This window comes from Paenibacillus sacheonensis, assembly GCF_009909195.1.
In the GTDB taxonomy this organism is placed as follows: Bacteria; Bacillota; Bacilli; order Paenibacillales; family Paenibacillaceae; genus Paenibacillus_Z; species Paenibacillus_Z sacheonensis.
Genome location: NZ_JAAAMU010000001.1, coordinates 132250 through 150892 on the forward strand (window position 1 = coordinate 132250; position 18643 = coordinate 150892).

The 18643-nt window shown below is 56.1% G+C and carries 18 protein-coding genes; 15 read left to right on the top strand and 3 right to left on the bottom strand.

Annotated elements, in window-relative coordinates; genetic code table 11:
* The first annotated feature begins 53 nt into the window (after positions 1–53).
* From GT003_RS00450 to GT003_RS00460, 3 genes are all read left to right on the top strand, one after another.
* The gene (locus GT003_RS00450; RefSeq protein ID WP_161693277.1) at positions 54–488 is read left to right on the top strand and encodes a hypothetical protein; all 435 of its coding nucleotides are present in this window, start codon (positions 54–56) and stop codon (positions 486–488) included.
* A gap of 4 nt (positions 489–492) precedes the next feature.
* On the top strand, positions 493–927 hold the full coding sequence (locus GT003_RS00455) for a ParB N-terminal domain-containing protein (RefSeq protein ID WP_161693279.1): 435 nt from the start codon (positions 493–495) through the stop codon (positions 925–927).
* A 404-nt stretch (positions 928–1331) separates the two neighbouring features.
* Entirely contained in the window at positions 1332–1694 is a 363-nt protein-coding gene (locus GT003_RS00460) for a hypothetical protein (RefSeq protein WP_161693281.1), read from the top strand.
* 114 nt (positions 1695–1808) lie between these two features.
* Here the strand turns inward: GT003_RS00460 and GT003_RS00465 are convergent, their stop codons facing one another.
* Positions 1809–3053 carry a sialidase family protein gene (locus GT003_RS00465; protein ID WP_161693283.1) on the bottom strand — a complete coding sequence of 415 codons (1245 nt, stop codon included), beginning with the start codon at positions 3051–3053 and terminating at the stop codon, positions 1809–1811.
* 183 nt (positions 3054–3236) lie between these two features.
* Here GT003_RS00465 and GT003_RS00470 point away from each other — a divergent pair, with 183 nt between their 5' ends.
* From GT003_RS00470 to GT003_RS00485, 4 genes are all read left to right on the top strand, one after another.
* The gene (locus GT003_RS00470; RefSeq protein ID WP_161693285.1) at positions 3237–3614 is read left to right on the top strand and encodes a hypothetical protein; all 378 of its coding nucleotides are present in this window, start codon (positions 3237–3239) and stop codon (positions 3612–3614) included.
* Positions 3615–3791: 177 nt separating this feature from the next.
* Positions 3792–4997, top strand: coding sequence for a glycosyltransferase family 2 protein (locus GT003_RS00475; RefSeq protein WP_249043552.1), 1206 nt, complete (start codon positions 3792–3794; stop codon positions 4995–4997).
* Positions 4994–6085: a glycosyltransferase family 4 protein gene (locus tag GT003_RS00480; protein ID WP_161693289.1), complete on the top strand. Its 1092-nt coding sequence runs from the start codon at positions 4994–4996 to the stop codon at positions 6083–6085. The genes GT003_RS00475 and GT003_RS00480 overlap by 4 nt, the downstream gene beginning before the upstream one ends.
* Positions 6086–6923: 838 nt before the next feature.
* On the top strand, positions 6924–7499 hold the full coding sequence (locus GT003_RS00485) for a class I SAM-dependent methyltransferase (protein ID WP_161693291.1): 576 nt from the start codon (positions 6924–6926) through the stop codon (positions 7497–7499).
* Between the two features lie 285 nt (positions 7500–7784).
* Here the strand turns inward: GT003_RS00485 and GT003_RS00490 are convergent, their stop codons facing one another.
* Together GT003_RS00490 and GT003_RS00495 are read right to left on the bottom strand one after the other, a co-directional pair.
* On the bottom strand, positions 7785–8420 hold the full coding sequence (locus GT003_RS00490; RefSeq protein WP_161693293.1) for a GntR family transcriptional regulator: 636 nt from the start codon (positions 8418–8420) through the stop codon (positions 7785–7787).
* Complete coding sequence (locus GT003_RS00495; protein ID WP_161693295.1) at positions 8386–9240, bottom strand: sugar phosphate isomerase/epimerase family protein; 855 nt, start codon at positions 9238–9240, stop codon at positions 8386–8388. The genes GT003_RS00490 and GT003_RS00495 overlap by 35 nt, the downstream gene beginning before the upstream one ends.
* Before the next feature lie 263 nt (positions 9241–9503).
* On the opposite strand from GT003_RS00495, the gene GT003_RS00500 reads away from it, so the two are divergent.
* The 8 genes from GT003_RS00500 to GT003_RS00535 all read left to right on the top strand — a co-directional run bounded on the left by GT003_RS00500 (position 9504) and on the right by GT003_RS00535 (position 18610).
* Positions 9504–10355: a phosphogluconate dehydrogenase C-terminal domain-containing protein gene (locus GT003_RS00500; protein ID WP_161693297.1), complete on the top strand. Its 852-nt coding sequence runs from the start codon at positions 9504–9506 to the stop codon at positions 10353–10355.
* 6 nt (positions 10356–10361) lie between these two features.
* A complete protein-coding gene (locus GT003_RS00505; RefSeq protein ID WP_161693299.1) occupies positions 10362–11411 on the top strand; it encodes a Gfo/Idh/MocA family protein in 1050 nt (349 codons plus the stop codon).
* Between the two features lie 25 nt (positions 11412–11436).
* Complete coding sequence (locus GT003_RS00510) at positions 11437–12183, top strand: amidohydrolase family protein (protein WP_170312087.1); 747 nt, start codon at positions 11437–11439, stop codon at positions 12181–12183.
* Positions 12184–12433: 250 nt separating this feature from the next.
* Complete coding sequence (locus tag GT003_RS00515) at positions 12434–13381, top strand: nucleoside hydrolase (RefSeq protein ID WP_161693301.1); 948 nt, start codon at positions 12434–12436, stop codon at positions 13379–13381.
* 427 nt (positions 13382–13808) lie between these two features.
* Positions 13809–14516, top strand: coding sequence for a GntR family transcriptional regulator (locus tag GT003_RS00520; RefSeq protein ID WP_161693303.1), 708 nt, complete (start codon positions 13809–13811; stop codon positions 14514–14516).
* Between the two features lie 32 nt (positions 14517–14548).
* On the top strand, positions 14549–15307 hold the full coding sequence (locus GT003_RS00525) for an SDR family NAD(P)-dependent oxidoreductase (RefSeq protein WP_161693305.1): 759 nt from the start codon (positions 14549–14551) through the stop codon (positions 15305–15307).
* 40 nt (positions 15308–15347) lie between these two features.
* Complete coding sequence (locus tag GT003_RS00530) at positions 15348–17312, top strand: DUF8034 domain-containing protein (protein ID WP_161693307.1); 1965 nt, start codon at positions 15348–15350, stop codon at positions 17310–17312.
* Between the two features lie 68 nt (positions 17313–17380).
* Positions 17381–18610, top strand: a complete 1230-nt coding sequence (locus GT003_RS00535) for an enolase C-terminal domain-like protein (RefSeq protein ID WP_161693309.1) — start codon at positions 17381–17383, stop codon at positions 18608–18610.
* Positions 18611–18643: the final 33 nt, after the last annotated feature.

Here is an 18643-nt window from a genome sequence, read left to right on the forward strand (position 1 = left end):
CAAGGAACATATTTATGCCCGCCTTCGTCATGAGGGACAGAGGAGGGAGCTCCATGAAAATCGAGAGGTACGTGAGTCGTAAAACGATGCTCGCCCTGGTAATCGGTGCACTGTGCGTTTGGGTGCTCTCTGCTTGCGGCACGGCGAATACCCGCATTCCCGTGCCGGCGAACGGCATGGCGACGCATAACCCGACCGCGGAGGAAATGCTGCGGGCGGACCCGGATGCGGATTTCTTCCAGTGGGACGATGTGATTTATACGAATGGGTCATCGATCGACTGGGTTCAGGATGAAACCGTGAAGGCGGAAGCGAAGGTCGGTACGATCGGAAAGAAGTACGAAGCGGGCGCGGCGTTCGAGAACGGCATGGCGACGAAGCTGCCGGCGGGAGCCGAAATCTACGGGGCGTCAAAGCATGGCGCGTCGATTCTCATCGTCAAATGGGAAGGACACGAGGTCCGTTATCTTGCGATGCTGGAGGGATAACGATATGGCGCTGCCACTGAATTTCACGCGCGAAGAAGCCGAAGCTTTCGCCAGGGAGGGCTGTCTGGAGGAATGGGTGCATCTGTTCCTGAAGACGACGGGGAATAACATTCCCTTCTCGGAGGGCCTCAAGCTCGGTAAGCGGTATTGGGAGGGACCGGTTCTGCTGCCGCTGCAGGATTTGGACCGGTGCTGCGGTCCGGAGCCGGAGATGGAATACGTGAATCCGGCGGAAAGCTGGGAAGCTCGGGTGGATTCGCTCATGTCGCTGCTTCAAGAGGGCTGGGCGTACCCGCCGCTGATCGTTCAGGCCGTGGACGGTCGCTTGTCGGTCCGCGACGGCAACCATCGGCATGAAGCGCTCCGCAGGCTCGGCGAAGCCGCGTGCTGGGTCATCCTCTGGGGCAGCGAGAGCCAGGAAGCATTGGCGCGTGACTGATACGCGCCGTAGTCCGACTTCATGATCTCGGCCCTGCGGTCCGCAGAGGCAAGCTATTTCGAAATGCTGCGCTATATTCGTTCCGGCGGGCGGGACAACGATACGTTCCCGTCCCGTTCTCCCCTTCGTCAATTCATCCATGGAACAACTGCCCCTGCGCAGTAACCTCCCCCTTCAATAGCTTCCGAATAGGATTGTCAAGATCCGACCGGGCGTCATTTCTCTCTTCTACTTTAGCTCTACCCTTCCCAAATATACCCCCTTGTTCAATGGAACCAATTATTCCCAAGAGTCGAGGACAACCATTGTCACCATCAAGCATTTCAGACATATAGTAATCAAAGAGATTCATAGAGACGGCCGGTCGACTCTAGATCTCTATAACATAGAAAAGGAGGGATAATATGCCCTTTTCAACTAGCATCGTTACGAATACGAGAGCAATAGGAACGGCAGCTACGAATATTGTTGTAAATACAAGAAACGCAAACCCCTCGGCTGCTTCTACGATTACGATTGCCATTTATGCATCCGTTACTTCTGCAACGTTCTATTTGGCCTATGTATCCTCATTTGTGATTCCAGCAAACTCTTTTGACGTAAGGGAGTTTTTAATTGCGGGCAACGTTGCCTACGAAGTTCAGCTTAATTCTTCTTCTCCGCAAGTTTTGTTTTCAGTGTATGGGCTGGATGAATTCGGAAATCTTGTTATCGATCAAGGCAAATCGCAAGAAGACTTAAGTTTTATCGGAGCGTTAACCTTCTAAATAGGATTCGATAGTTCGTTGCTGCACAAAACAATAAAAATAAAACCCCGTGGGCTTTGTGCGACGGGGTTTTATATGCTGTTGAAAGATGAAGCAACCAAACGGCGTTCTTGATCAAGTAATCACTTGATCCGAATATCCTGCGAAGATCGTTTGCGAACCGGGCTGCGTACTCATCCACACGCCGATATACCCGCCCGGCGGTACGCTCGCAATATAGATATAGTCGCCGATCAAGGGCACGGGAACAGGAGAAACCCCGTTCGGATTGAAGGAGGTATTCGTTATGCGCGTATTTGTGAAGGTTGCCCCGCCGTTGATGGATCTAGCGACATAGACGTCCAAGTCGAAGCCGTTCACCTGATTGCTGTAGTAAATGACGTTCACGACGCCCGTCTGCGGGTCGACGTCAACATCCGGAAAGAAGTTCTCCGAACCGGGGGGCGCACCCGTAATGCTAACGGGCGCAGACCAGATTCCCGTGACCGGCGAACGTTTGGACATGAAAATATCGGCATAGCCCTGGCGGTTATCCTGCCAGACTGCATATACCGTCCCGGTAAACGGTCCGACAGAACGGTCCGAGGAAATGGCGGCAAACGTAAGCACGCGGAAGTTATATCCGACTACGGGCAGCGGAGAAGGGACGGGAACGACATTCGACACGACCGTGGTATTCCCGAAGGTCGTACCGCCATCGACAGACGTACGGACGACGAATTCGAATTTCGGGCTTACGGTGACCCATGCGGCATAGACGGTCCCGACCAAATCGACGGTTACGTCCGGCCGTTCGACCTGCGCGGATTCGCTTGATAGCAGGATGGGTTGATCCCAAGTCGCGGAGTTGCTCTTCAATCGCTGAATGAAGGCTGTTGAGTTGCCGCCGTTCGCGACGTTGAACTGGTGATTGTAACTGACATACATATTTCCGAGGTAAGGGCTCGATTGCGAGGTGTCGATATAAACATTCGTTTCATCGTTGTTGATATAGGTGCCGTAGCCGGGCCCGACGATAACAGGAGGGCTGAACGTGGCGCCGTTATCCGTCGACGTGTAGGTAACGGTCGTCCCGGATAATCCCCCGGAGAACACGTGGGCGGTTACCACGAAAATACTCGGAAAGCCATAGCAGACGACAGGAGCCTCCGCGCCATCGAAGCCGGAGGGCAGCGGCAGCAGACTGTTCGCCCAGCTAAAGCCGCCGTCCAAGGACCGGTAAAGACCGATGAGCGGGACGCCTGTTGTCGTATCGACGGCAACTGAAACCATAATGCCCGTAATCAGCAAATTGACGGCCACGCTCGGTTCGAACTTCGAGTTGCCGGCCGGGGTGACTTGAAAATTAAAATTGGTCATGCGGGTCCGCCTCTCTATGGATATAGTTCTATTTTATGAGCCTTTTCCGGAAGGAGTCTGTATGTTTGGTAGGGATCAGATATAGCACAATAAAAAAAGGGCGCATGAAGAAGAAGATTCGCCTCGAAACTATTGATAGAAATGGAATAAATTAGTATTGATTCTGACGAAAGGAGTGAAGACATGCCATTCTCTACAGGCCTTATATCGAATACGAGTTCAACGGGTATAGCCTCCGCGAACGTTGTCGTTAATGCCCGGAACATTACGAACGTGGAGGCGCTCGTGCTTATCGAGGTTTACGTGGTGCCCGAGTCAACGCAAACCTTGAATATGGCTTATTTGACAGGCTTCATGCTGGCTGCCAAATCCAGCGGTACGCGCGAATTTTTCATCGGAGGCGCTATTGCTTACGAGGTACAGCTGAGCGTCGTGGGACCGGTTACCGAAGTCGTGCTGTCCGTCTTCGGATTGGACGAGTCCGGCAACATCGTTCATGGACATCGCGTATTGCACGAAGAACTGACCGTTATTTCTACGCTTTCGACATCGCCGGAATAGTCTAAGCCGTCAAAAAGGGAGCCTAACGAATTCGTTAAGCTCCCTTTTTCTTATAGGAGGAATCCGGCGCCTTACTAGTTAACCGCACAGGCAAACTCTTGCCGCCTCAATACAATAATACAGGATGGTTTGCGGTGGAAGGAGCGTAGCGTCAGTATGATCGATTTAGGGGTTGTAATGCCTGTATATGTGCAAAAACCGTCTTTTCTCGAGGCGGCGTTGCATTCTGTGCTGAACCAATCGTACCGAGATTTCAAACTGATCGTGGTCATAGACGGAGCGCCCGAAATGGAGCCCCTGGTCCGGAAGTGCTTGAAAGGGGATGTACGGGCGGAGGTTATCCTGCATGCTGCGAACCAAGGCGTCGCTGCAGCCCTCAATACCGGATTTCGGCAGCTGCTGAGCGATTCTTCGATCCACTATTTGACTTGGGTTTCCAGCGACAATATCTATTATCCGAGGTTTCTCGAGACGCTTCGTAACGCGCTGGTCAGAGGACCGGCAAAACTTGGCCTCGTATACAGCTCGTTTCAATCGATCGATGACGATGGCGAACAGTTGAACGACGAACAAACGCTGGCCGCTCTAAGGCAGTACCAATCGCAGCCCAAAGAAAAGCTGCTTGATTCTTCCATCATCGGCGTCTCCTTCATGTATAAATCGCATTATGCGAAGCTGATTGATGGCTATGAGCTCCCGCCGGTCGAAGATTATGACTACTGGCTGCGCATCACCGAGCATTGCGATATCGGCTATCTGCCAATCGAGCTGATGGATTACCGAGTAGATTCCGCCCTCAGCGTATCGTCAACGCTAAAAACGACTGCCCAGCACCGCAAATGGCGATATACCTATCACCTGGCCAGGCATCGTGCGCGGATGCGCAGGGAAATCTTGCCGGCCATCACGATCCTATACCCGTTGAAGGCAGCCGGCGAAGAGGAGATTGCGCGTATCGAGAACCTTTACGAGCAAACGTTCAGCAACTATTTATGCTACGTGCTCGATTTATCGCCGTACATGCAGGTAACGTCCGAATTATCGCGCATCTCGCATCCGGTGACGGATTTCAAATGGTTTCCGCATGCAAACGTGCCGACCGCCTTGCTGCATGCCGTCCAGATGGTCCACACGCCGTACATCTTCGTGCCCGGCCCTCAGCCGTTCAAAGACGTCATGGATTTAGCCGTGCTGCATGAAGAGATGGAGAGAGCATCTCAGGACGTGCTGTCCAACTTCTATACGGAAGACCACAAGCAGCTCGGCTACAGGCATGACTTTACGGCGGGGGCAAAACCCGGCATCCGCGACGAATTGTTCAGAAAACAAGCGTTCGTCGAATATATGAAAATTCATTACGCGCAAATGAGTGATTTCGCATGAAAGTGCTATTCACCTTTTTTAATCCCAGCGGAGGCATGGAGACGTTAAACCGGACGCGCTGCAAAGCGCTGAAGGAACGCCAAGTGGAATGTCACCTTCTGTATTCCATGGACGGCGAGGGCCGCAGAAACATCAAAGACATTCCGACCTATATTTCGAACGACGAAGCGTACATCGGGCGAATAATCGAACGCGAACGTTACGACGCCATCGTTGTTTGCACCGACGTTACGATGTTGGTGTTGATGCGGAAGGTCGGCTTTAAGGGCCCGCTCGTTTTTGAAGTGCAAGGTCTTGGCACAATGAATACGGCCCATGCTATTCTGAAAGACATCTCCGCTCGCGTGCTGCAAACCGCCGATGCGGTGCTGTATCCTCAAACGAATCATTTACGGCAGTTGATGCAGGAGCATTTGCCGGGGATCCAGCATTTTTGTTTCGATGATCCGCTGGATACGAAGGATTTCGGGTATATTGCCTTTCCGCCCAAGCGATTTCCGATTATCGGGTGGGTAGGACGCATCGAGGAAAACAAAAACTGGAAGGACTTTCTGTTGATCGGAGCAAGGCTCGTTAATCTTTACCCGGAGGCTTACCTGTGGCTGTTCGGGGATTTGAGCTTGTGCGAACCGCTCGAGAAGGCCCTGTTCGACAAATGGGTCGAGGGCTTGAAGCTCCGCAGCAAACTGGTCATTCACCCGAACGTTCCCCATGATCAGATGGCAAGCTATTTCTCGATCATCGGGGATTCCGGTGGACTGCTGCTGTCCACTTCGATTATGGAAGGATTCGGTTATGCGGTGGCGGAAGCGATGCTCTGTCGATGTCCCGTGCTGGCGACGGATTCCGACGGCATTCGAAGGTTTCTCGCTCATGACGTTACCGGGAAGCAGTATCCGCGAGCCAATATCGATCAGGCAGTCGTCGAAGCGCAGTCGCTCATGCGCAATTTCACACTGCGAAATTCCATTATCGACCAAGCGGAAAAGCACATCCAAGCGCATTTTTCCTGCGATAAATATGCGACTAATTTTATCGGCATGCTAATGATTCTAAAGGGTATCAGCTCCAAGGCCGAGCAGAATTAAATCAGGCTCGCTTCCGACTGAAGCAGGCCTGATTTTTGCGATTGCTTCCTTCGTTAGCCGCTCGAGCCACTGGGCTGCGGGTCCAATCCGAAAGCTAGCGTGTACGGCATGCAGTCGGCGTAAAATGAATTCGATTTATCAGATTTATCAAATTAAAAGGATCAATGATAATAGGACTGCATACTATGAAAGAATAAGGAGGTGAGTGTAAATGGTTGCTAGACTGCTAGATTCTAAAACATCGCAAAACGCAAGCTACGCCAACTCTATTGCCATACCGATCTTGGTCGTAAATACGCCTAACTTAATCGCTCAGCAAACATTGGATTTATCGACGGGCACGGCTGGCCAGACGCGAGTCGAATTCTCGGGCGTGGCCGCGGTTCAATTGCCCTTGCTTCCTCTCGCGACGAATATAATCGTTTTCGTGACAAGGGGATTGACCTCCGCGGATTTGAATGTATTCTCCGCTTCGCAAAATCTGGACCTCAGCATACTCGGACCGCAGCTTATATCTTTTTCGGGCTCCGATTTCAATGCCCCTAATACCGCGAACGTTGCTTATTCCGTTTTCATTCAAACGTCGGCTCTCGGCACGGTTCGCGTTGGTCCGGAAAGCTTTAACTTCACGGCATACTCCGACTAACGAGGACGTTTGCACGTAGTGCAAGAAGTGTTTCGATCCGGTGTCGAGCTGAATAGACACGTCATTAGAGGGGCTTGTTCTCAGGGCTCCTTTTTTGTTGTTTATTGATTTCTCGTTACGCGAATGTAGGTACGCACGCTTGGACTTGCTCATACAATAATAACAGTCAAAATAGTAGAGGAGGTAAAGCATTTGGCTTACGAAACGGATAATCGCAACTTTCTGATGCTTCTGACTCAGCAGCTTGCAGATGCGCAGAGCTTGCTCGATATTGGCTGTGGTCCTTGTTTAATCTTAGATGATCTGCCCTATAAGCATATCGTCGCTTTGGACATTCATCGCCCCTATTTAATCAACCGCGTAACGAAGTCCGAGCATATTCTGCCTCTTAACGCCGATGCGAGAATGATTGACAAGCTGTTCGTACCGAAGTCGTTTTCAGCGGTATCTTTTATCGATTCGATCGAACATTTCTCCAAACAAGATGCGCTCGGGATGCTGAGCAAAGCGGAGCTCATCGCAAAAAGGCAAGTGATCGTCTTCACGCCCCGCGGCTTTTTTCCACAGGAAAACATCGATCACTTCGGGCTGAACGGAGAAGAATTTCAAGCGCACCGCAGTGGCTGGGGGCCTGAAGAACTGGAGCAATTAGGTTTTGAAGTCACCGTTATGAAAGGTCAACATGATCATCGTAATCCGGCATTCGTCAGTACTTTTGGAGTGGGCCACCCCCCTGTGGATGCGCTGCTCGCCGTTAAAAATGTGTGAAGCAGGAGAAGGACCTACTGACCGCGATCCAATATGAATAACGGGCAGGTTATCTTCCGATAGCCTGCCCGTCAGGCTGCCGAGAATGTTTCGACAACCTTTCATTTCATGAATTCATTTAATGCGTCGCTGCGTTACTAGAGTCCAAAAAATCTGGCTTACGCAGCTTTCGAGGACTCGGACTGACGGACCGGCGTTCCGGAGCACGAATAAGCGGAGCTCCGGACAGCCGATGGGCTGGCTTGCCGGAGCTCCGCTTATTTGCGAATTTGTTTGATTTCGAGGCTATAACACCAATATCCGCGCTCCGTACTCCAAATGCTCCACCATGCGCCGCTTGGCTTCCTCGCCATTGCCCGCGAGAATCAATTCGAAGATCTCGAGATGATCCCGGTAAGACGCGATAATGCGGTCATTATCCTTCCGAAGCACCTTCAGCGCCAGCTGGAACAGCCGATCCTGCAAATTTTCCATCATCTGCACCATCTCGCCGTTGTCGTACACTTGCGCGAGGCGCCGGTGAAAATCCGAATCGGCATGGGTGAAGGCCAAATAATCATGCTGCTCGGCCATCTGCCGCTGAAGCTCCAGGTTCTCGCGGAACCAGGCGACTTCGCCGGGCGACAGCTTGCGGTTCGACAGCTTGAAGACGATATGGCTCTCGAGGGCGATGCGGAAGTCGAAGAAATCCCCGACGCGCTGGAGGGACAACTCCGGCAGACTGAGCCCCTTGTTCGGCGACAGGTTCAGAAGCCCTTCGGCGGCCAGCTTCTCCAGCGCGGCGCGGATCGGCGTCCGGCTCATCTGCAGCAGGTCGACCAAATACTTCTCCGTCAGCTGTTCGTTGCTGCTGATCGTGCCTTCCAGCAGGAAGGCGCGCAGCTGCTCATATGCTTTCTCTTTCAACGTTACCGGTGGCATATCTCAAATCCTCTTCTATAAAATGAACGGACCGTAAGTACGCGATGCTCTCTTCCATCCAGCGGGTTTCGGTCGCGATCGTCTCCTCGACGGAACCCTCGTAAGGCGTCCACAATTCCAGTATCGCATTCACGCCGGCTTTGCCGTTCGCCTCGATAACGGCCTTCAGCCGCGGGATGTCCAGACGCCCGGCGCCGGCAGGCGTGCCGAGAATGGTAAAGCCCATCATATGGTCGACCCGCCGGATGTCAAAATCCTTGATATGCAGGTTAACGAGATACGGCGACAGCGCTGCGATGACGGTATCCGGCGCTTCCAGCGCGCCGAAGGAATTGACGGTATCCATGCAGCATCCGACATGGGCGTGATTCAGGTTCTGAAATAATTGTACCAGCTGTCCCGTTGTATGCAAGCCATGATTTTCAATGGCGAGCATCACGTTCGCTGCTTCGAACGCCGGAAGCGCCTCGCGGATCTGCGCTTCGGCCGCCGCGAGATCGGATGTCGTAATGAGCGTCCGAACAAGGGAAGACCCTAACAACTCCGCGATTGCGAGATAGCGCAGCAGCAGGTGGGGATCGGTGCCTCTCGTGCCGACCTCGAGTTCGACCCCCTGCCCGTCGGCGGTCCGCTTCAGCTCGCGGAGCTCTTCGTCGTTCATGGCATGGAGCGGCAAATTGTCCGCGATTTGAAGCAACTCCAGTCCTCGGCTGCGGGTAAGCAGCACGAGTGCCACGGCCGAGAGCGGCTGCAGCGGGCGTTCGTAGCCCGGGACGCCTACCGACCAAGTTAAGGTGTACGTACTGAGTCCGAGTTTCATCTTCAGTTCCTCCTGACCTCATCCGCGAAGCTGCCGAGAGAACCGTTCGAAACGATGGCAGCGGGAAGCGGGCGTTTCCGCGGGAATATTGCATTTAGCATAGCAGGAAACGACAGGTAGATCAACAGATGATATATAAATTGTATACATTTTGTATTGATCATGTTTTTGTTATCGGTTATGCTAGTGGCATCATCTCTGCGGCAGTCATTTCAATTGGAATGAATCCGCCATCATTTTGGTTGGCAAAGGAGCATAATACCATGAGCAATGCGATTCAAATCGCCGTTCTAGGCGCAGGCGGCAAGATGGGCTGCCGGATAACCGATAATTTAAGGAAAACGGACTACGGGCTTCTGTTCTGCGAACAAGCGGATTCCGGCAAGGCGCGGCTTGCGGAGCGCGGGCTGCCGATCACGCCGAACGAGGACGCGCTGGCTGTCGCCGACGTCGTCATCCTTGCCGTTCCGGATGCCGTTATCGGGCCGTTGTCGAAGACGATCGTGGCGCAGCTGAAGCCGGATGCCACCGTCATTTTGCTGGATCCGGCCGCCGCTTACGCTCAGCAGGTCGTGCTGCGGGACGACTGCCATTTCGTCGTGACGCATCCATGCCATCCGGCCTTGTTCGAGGAGCAGGACTCGCCGGAAGCGCGCAAAGACATGTTCGGCGGCATTGCCGCGAAGCAGGATATCGTCATCGCGCTGCACCAAGGACAGGAAGAGAAGCTGGCCCTCGCGGAACGAATCTGCATCGCCATGTTTGCGCCCGTTACGGCTTGCCATCGCATAACGGTCGAGCAAATGGCGCTGCTGGAGCCGGCAGCGGCGGAGGTCGTCGCTGCCGCCGCGGCCTGCATCATGAAGGAAGCGATGGACGAGGTCATTCGCATGGGCGTTCCCGAAGCGGCGGCCCGCTCCTTCATGCTCGGCCATATCCAAATCCCGCTCGCGATCGCCTTCAATAACGTGAACCCGTTCTCCGACGCCGCGAAGATCGCGATCGATTACGGCTTCGAGAAAATCTTCAAGCCGGACTGGAAGCAAGTGTTCACGAAAGAATCGCTCGATGAAGTGCTGCGCCTGATGCTGCATTTGGACGAGAAGAAAGGTTGATTGAAGATGGAAAAAACATGGAAGGTCGGACTCGTCGGAACCGGCTTCTGGTCGGATAAGCATCTCCAGGCTTGGAGCCGAATTCCCGGCGTGCGGATTACCGCGCTGTGCAATCGTTCCGAGGAGAAGCTTCGGTCTGCTGCGGCCAAATACGGCGTGCCGTCCGAGCAGCTGTATCGCTCGGTCGACGATATGCTCGCGAACGCGGATATCGATATCGTGGATATCGTCACCGGCGCGGAGACGCATCTGGAATTCGTGACGAAGGCTGCCGACGCGGGCAAGCACATCATGTGCCAGAAGCCGTTCGCGCCGTCGCTGGCCGAGGCGGAAGAGATGGTTGCGCACGCGAAGAAGCGCGGCGTGCGGCTGATGGTGACGGAGAATTGGCGCTGGCTGGAGCCGTTCCAGACGATCAAAGGCGTCATCGACGGCGGCGAGCTGGGCAAAATCAGCGTCGCCCGCTATATCCATACGGACTATTACACGCCCCGCATGGCGCCTGGCGCGGAAATTCCGCAGCCGTTCTTCCGGCAGATGCCGAAGCTGTTGTTCTACGAAATGGGCGTCCATTGGTTCGATACATGGCGCTTCTTGTTCGGAACGCCGAGGCGGCTTACGGCCGAATTGACGCGCGTGAGCGATTTTATTATCGGCGAAGACAGCGGCATCGTGGTGCTGGGGCACAACGATTTCTACGGTTTCATGGACATGAGCTGGGCGACGCGGCAGAAGCTGGATCGGCCGCTCGGCGAGAGCGTCGGACCTGTTCATCTGGAGCAGTTTGTCGTTGACGGAAGTGAAGGAACGCTCAAGATGTACACCGACGGCACGATAGCGATCGTGTCGAGAAACGGCAGCGAGGAACGGATCGTGAAGGCGAACACGGAGCTGGACCATGAGGAAAGCCATTACCGGCTGCAAAGCCATTTTATCTCGAGCTTGAACAGCGGCGAGCCGTTCCAGACGAGCGGCGAAGACAACCTCGTCACGCTGCGGCTGGCGTTTGCCGTGTACGACAGCGCGGCTGAACATAAGACGATTTCATTATCGTAGTCGTCATCGAGGAGTTGAAACCGGTTTGACTATCATTGACGTTCATGCACATTACGGCTGGGATTACGTATTCGATGAGGACTTTACGCTGGAGGAACAGCAGGCTAAGCATGCCGAGTTCGGCATCGGCGCTACGATTTTACAGCCGGCATCCTGTCATGACTTGGAGCGCGTATCCGCGCAGCATGATGCGATTGCGGCAGCGACTCGAATATTTCCGGGGAAATTTTATGGCATGGCCAATCCGAATCCGCATTTGCGGGACGACATTTACGAGGCGGAGCTGCGCCGCTGCGTCGAGGAGCTGGGCTTTGTAGGCGTGAAGGTGCACACGTTCGCCCATGCCGTTCATCCCGGCGGCCGCGACGGCACGAAGGTGTTCGAGCTTGCGCGCCAACTGGGCATTCCGGTCATGGTCCATACGGGCGCAGGAATCCCATTTGCCAATCCGAGCAACTTGATCGAAGTGGCGGAGCGCTTCCCGGAGGTGCCGATCGTGATGGCTCACTGCGGCATGATGATTATGGCCGGAGAAACGATCTTGGCTTTGCGTAAATGTAAAAATTTGTATGCCGATATTACATGGACGGCGGGCTTCCAAATCAAGCATTGGGCCGACGAGGTGGGCGCGGACCGGTTCATGTTCGGTACGGACCATGCGGACAACTGCGGGACGGAGCTTGCCAAGATCCGCACCTGCGGGCTGAACGAGGAACAGCAGGCGCAGATTCTGCACGGGACGGCCGAGCGGATCTATGGCATTCGTGCGTAGCTGCAGGGCTTGCGAAGCGAGCGTTAACCGGGCAGCGGAAGCGTATAAGAGTAGGAGTAAGCGTAAATGAAAAAATGGGAGAAGGCCGCCTCGGGCGGTCTTTTTCCGATTGGAGCTGGCTGCCGCGCTGGCGGCGCGGAGAAAGAGGAAGTCGCCACCGCTTGAAGAATAGGTAAGGGGCGGAGCGTGCCTGGCAATTCGGCGGGACGGCTCCGTAATCGACGCTTTTCAAACATGGGGGAAGGTCAACGTGACAACGGATCGGGTCAACACGGCAATGACGTATGCGCCGCTTCAGCCGGTGCGCATTATTTTGGATACGGATATCGGACCGGATTGCGACGACGCAGGCGCGGTCGCGGTGCTGCACGAGCTCGCCTCGCGCGGGGAAGCGGTGATCGCGGGCATGATGCACTGTACGTCCAGCCGTTGGGGCGCGGGGTGTCTGGATGCGTTGAACGTCTATTACGGCAGGCCGGAAATTCCGGTCGGCACGTTGAAGGAAACCGGCTTTCTCGATGATGACGCGCCATACGCCAAATACAACAAAGGCGTGACGCTCGGGTATCCGAACCGCTACCGGGAGGAAGCGGCGCCGGACGCGGTTGGGGAGTACCGCCGGCTGCTCGCGGCTGCCGCTGACGGGGAAATGGTCGTCGTCGCGATCGGACCGCTGATCAACCTGATGCTGCTGCTTCGGTCGGCTGCCGATGAAGCGTCGCCGCTGAACGGCATGGAGCTCGTCGCGCGCAAGGCGAAGCATCTCGTCGTCATGGGCGGCCGATTCCCGGAAGGGCGCGAATGGAATTTCGAGATGCACCCTGAAGGGGCGGTCTTCACGATTGCGAACTGGCCGACGCCGATTACCTTTACCGGCTTCGAGATCGGGGAAGTCATTATGACCGGCTCGCGGCTCTATACCGATCTGCCGGCGGAGCATCCCGTGCGCAGGAGCTATGAATGGTATTGCGGTGACGGAAAGACCCGCAACAGCTGGGATCTGACGGCGGTGCTGTTCGCGGTGCGCGGCCATGCTCCTTTCTGGGAACTCGTGCAGGGGACGATCGAGGTCGACGGGGAGAGCGGATCCAATACGTGGCGCGACGAGGCCGGAGGCCGGCATGCGTATTTGAAAGCCAAGGCGGACGTAAGCGAGGTCGCGGCGCAATTGGATGAACTCATGAGCAGGAATAGATGAGCAGCAAGTAGGGAGCAGTAAGTACAAGTGAGGTGCTCGGATGCTGGCACCTCTTAGCTGCTTCTCTGATCACATGAGCCCCAATATGTGACTCGCATGCAACTTTTCAGGCTCATCTGGCCACAAGAGCTCGCAATTTACGACTCGCATGGAACTTTACCGATCCAGCTACCCGCAAGAGCCCCCGATTATGACTCACATGCAATGTTGGAGGTTCATCCGGCATCCGCCAGTTCTACAAGCATCGAAACAACCGTGGAGGAGCTTTCAGACAGCGCCTCACAAGCGAGCTGGCAAGCCAGCATGAAATGTTAAAAAGTGGTTGACGGACGCCATATCCTTCATTACTATGTTGTTGTATACAACATCCAACATACAACACCGCATAGCGGCCTACCCGCGCAGCGACAAGAGAGGAGGCTGGGCCTTGGAATCGGACAACGGACAGAAGATGCTGGATAAACTCGTCGTCAGCAATATGTGGGATCAAACCTATCATATTTTGAAAGAAAATATCTTGTCCCGCCGCTTCCGCGCCAACGAGAAGCTGCTCATTCCGCAGCTGGCGGAACAGCTCGGCGTGAGCCGCACGCCCATTCGCGATGCGCTTAACCGGCTGGAGATGGAAGGGCTCGTACGCACGGTATCGAAGGTCGGCACTTTCGTCAGTCCTGTGCAGGAGAGCCACGTCAACGACATCATGGACAGCAGGCTCATGATCGATTTATGGACGCTTGAAGGCATCTCCAAGATGGGCGCGAACGAACTGGCCGAACGAATGACGGCGCTCGATTCAATCATGGCGCAAGCCGCCGCGGCAGCTGCCGGGATGGAGCACTTCGATCCGCTGCAGTCGCGCTACGACCTCGAGTTTCATCTGGCCTTCGTCGGTCTCGGCGGCAATCTGAAGAATGTCGAGCTTTACAAGTCGCTGATGAACGTTCGGTACTTGAATTTGGGAGAGCGGCATATAACGCCGGCGATGGTTAGGCAGGCTTTCGAGCAGCATCTTGCCGTATACCGGGCCGTCGTCGCAAGGGATTTCGCGGCGGCCAAGCAGGCGATCGGCGCGCATCTCTCCTATTCGCGCCATAATATCCTGGCCGTCATCCAGGAGAACGGCGGGACCCTCTGAAGAATGAAGCAGCCAAGCGAGGAGGAGATCCAATGAGCGGCAAAGCAGCAATCGTGACGGGCTCGACAAGCGGAATCGGCGAAGCGATCGCCGTCAAGCTGGCTTCGCAAGGCATACGCGTGCTCGTCACCGGGAGAGACGCCGAACGCGGCGCCAAGGTTGCCTCGGCGATTGCCGGAAGCGGCGGGGAGGCGCGGTTCCTGCAGGCCGATCTCGCCGATCCGGATACCCCGGAGAGACTTGTGGCGGAAGCGTTGGACGCTTGGGGCCGCATCGACATCGTCGTCAACAACGCAGCGATGGTCTGCAACAAGCCTACGGCGGAAGTGACGCACCGGGACTGGGACCGCTTGTTCGCGGTGAACGTAAAATCCGGCTTCTTCCTCATCCAAGCCGCGCTGCCCCACTTGAAGGCTGCCGGCGGCAGCGTCGTCAACATCAGCTCGATCAATGGAATTGCAAACGATTACAACAACCTCGTCTACGATACGATGAAAGCCGCCTTGAATCATATGACCCGCGGACTTGCGCTGGATTTGCTCAAGGAGGGCGTTCGCTTCAACGCGCTGATGCCGGCAGGGGTAGCGACGCCGCTGCTTACGTCCTGGTTCCGAGAGAAGCTGGGCGACGAGCAAGCCGCCAAGCAGGCAGCCCAAGAAATCTTCCATGCGCCGGACGTGGGCAGACCGGAGCAAATCGCCGATGCGGCCGCGTTCCTCGTCAGTTCCGCAGCTTCATGGATCAACGGCGCGGTCATCCCGATCGACGGGGGCTTCCGCATTCATTCGTAACACCTTAATCATTTCGATACGAAAGGTCGTGTCCATTCGAATGAGCTCTCCATCCGTTAACCTTACTACGAGCATCACGGCATCCCGCCGCGGTCCCGCGCCGTCATGGGCAGCCAAGCAGCGGCAATTATTCGATCTGTTGAACGAATCCGCAAGAAAGTTCATCGACCGCTACACGCGTCCGGACGGCACGCTGATATGGCGGGGAGACTGGCCCGGCATGGACGGCTCCGACGATCCGTACGAAGGCTTCATGAACCTGGCCTTGCTCCATGCGCTGGGCGGAGACGACTGGCTGCACGAGGCTTCGCGCCGCGTGTGGGAAGGCATTACGTGGCAGTGGACGGAATACGGCCAGATCCACCGGGAATTCGATGCTTATTATGATTGGATGCACCATGGCGAGGGTTATCTGTATTTCTACTTCCTCGGTCTTGCGGGTCCCGCGACGATGAAGGACCGCCAGCGCGCCGTCCGTTTCGCGAACATGTATACGGGCGACGACGAGGAAGCGCAGAACTTCGACAAGGAGAAGCAGCTGATGCGTTCGCCGCTGAACGGCAGCAGAGGTCCGCGCTTCGAGACGAGCCGCGAGGACTGGTCGACGCACCGCGGCATTTTGGACAACTACTTGGCGCCTTACGAGGACATTCCCGGCGTGGACTTCGCTTCCGGCACGTGCAAATGGAGCGACGATACGATCTATGGACATCTCATCGCGATGATGAACGAGCGGATGAACCGCGGGGACGTGCCGCTGAACCTGAACGCGACCGGACTCGTTACGAACGCCTTCATGCATACGGCGGATGAGCGGTACGGCCGGTGGGTGCTGGATTATCTCGCGGCTTGGTGCGAGCGGGCGGAGCGCAACGGCGGCATTATCCCGGACAACGTCGGACTGAGCGGCGAGATCGGCGAATACAATGACGGCAAATGGTGGGGCGGTTATTACGGGTATCGCTGGCCACACGGCTTCATGACGGTCATCGAGCCGATCACGAACGCGACGATGAACGCGGTTCTCCTCACCGGTGACATGGCGCATCTCGGACTGGCGAGACGCCAGCTCGATCTGAACTGGTCGCTGCGCAGGGAAGAGAACGGCGCCGTCACGGTGCCGCATAAGCATTTCGACGCGGGCTGGACGGATTACCGCAGCGCCACGGTGAAATACCCGGTCTATCTGTGGACGGTATCGATGGCCGACGAAGATCTCGAGCGCATTCATCGCATACCGAAGCTGTACGATTGGAACGAGGTTATCGTGCCGAACGTATCCGGCAAAGACGGCAAGCTGGGCCGGGAGACCAAGCATTACATCGTGAACACGGAGCCTTGGTTCCAGTATATCCGCGGGCAGCTGCCGGATTATCCGGACCGGGTGCTGGACGCGAACTTCCGGTTGGTCGTACGGCAATTGGAGCGGATGGACTCCCCGATCGGCGATCCGTCGGCATGGCCCGTCGACTACAACGATGACGACTTCTCGAGCATTCACATCTGGCAGGAGCTCTGTCCCGTCTACATGGAAAGCCTCGTGCAGCTTACGATGGGCGGACCGATGCACATCTCGCACGGCGGCCTCCAGCACGGACGATTCCGGTATTTCGACGCGGACCGCAAGCGCGTCGGTCTTCCGCTCGACACGGCGGCGCTGGTCGAGAAGCTTGGCGACGCGTCGGCGACGCTGCAGCTCGTCAATACGTCCCAGTTCGAGACCCGGACCGTGGTCGTTCAGGGCGGAACGTTCGGCGAGCATCGCATCGAATCGGCGTCGGTGCTTGACGAAGCCGACGGTACGACCGCCGACACTGCGGGAGGCGCAGTCGCAGGCGCTGACGCTGTCGAGGTCGGCAGCAAATGGCTGCAGGTGGAGCTTCCTCCGGGAACCTCGATCCGCCTGGAGCTCGCGATGACCCGTTATGCGAACAAGCCGACCTACGACGGTCCGTGGTCGCCGCAGTCGAACGGGCTGCTGCTCCAAGGCCGGACGCAGTACTAACGTCCTGCCGTGTAACCCGATTTTTCAATTCAGCCACACCCACTTCATTGCTAATGGAGGAGAGAACTATGGCCAAGATCAAGGAAATCCGGATAATCCGAACCCGTCGCGACACCAGCTGGACGATCGTAAAGGTGGTTACGGACCAGCCGGGGCTGTACGGCATCGGATCCGCAAGCGATATCTTCAATCCGAAGGCGGTTATCGCGGTCATCGAGGAGCTTCTCGCGCCGATGCTGATCGGACAGGACGCGGGACATATTGAGGACATCTGGCAGCAGATGCATCAAAGCGGTTATTGGCGCAGCGGCTCCGCGCTCAGCACGGCGATGGGCGGCATCGACATGGCGCTGTGGGACATTAAGGGCAAGGAAGCGAACATGCCCGTCTACAAGCTGCTCGGCGGACCGTGCCGTGCAGCGGTTCCGTGCTACGCGCATGCGGCGGGGAACAGCTACGAGGAGCTCGAAGCCGACGTGCAGCGCTACTTGGATGAAGGCTATCGCGTCATTCGCTGCCAGCTCGGCGCTTACGGAGGCGGCGGATTCGTCCGTGCCGCGGAAGCCGGTCTGCCCGAGGAGGCTTGGCATGGCGCTTCTTCGCAGGCGTTCGACGAGGCCGCTTACCTGGACGCGATCCCCGAAATGTTCCGCAAGCTGCGCGATAAGTTCGGCTACGGCGTCAAGCTGACGCATGACGTGCATGAGCATCTGACGCCGACGGCCGCAGTCGCGCTGTCGAAGCTGCTGGAGCCCTACCGGCTGTTCTTCCTGGAGGATGTGCTGCCGCCCGATCAGATCGGCTGGTTTGCCAACATTCGCAAGCAGAGCACGACGCCGCAGGCGATCGGGGAGCTGTTCACGAATCCGCATGAATGGGTGCCCTTGATCAAGGATCGGCTGATCGATTTTATCCGGGTACGGGTATCCAAGGCCGGCGGCATCACGCAATGCCGCAAGATCGCCGCGCTCGGCGAAGCTTTCGGCGTTCGGACGGCCTGGCAGGAGGGCGGGGACAACGATCCCGTCAATCAAGCGGCCGCGATGCATCTGGATCTGGCCATTTGGAATTTCGGCATTCAAGAGGAGAACCATTTCCGTGCGGAAGAGCTGGCGGCATTCCCGGGCCATGCCGTGTTGAAGGGCGGCTATCTGTACGCCAATGACAAGCCCGGCCTTGGCATCGATATCGATGAAGAGAAGGCGGAAGCCCTGGTAGAAGATCAGTGGCGCAACGGCAATTACCATAATCCGTATCCCATCGATCGCCAGGCGGACGGCACGATCGTCAGACCGTAAGCAGCGCTTACCGCTGTTGCGGCAAAACGGCAA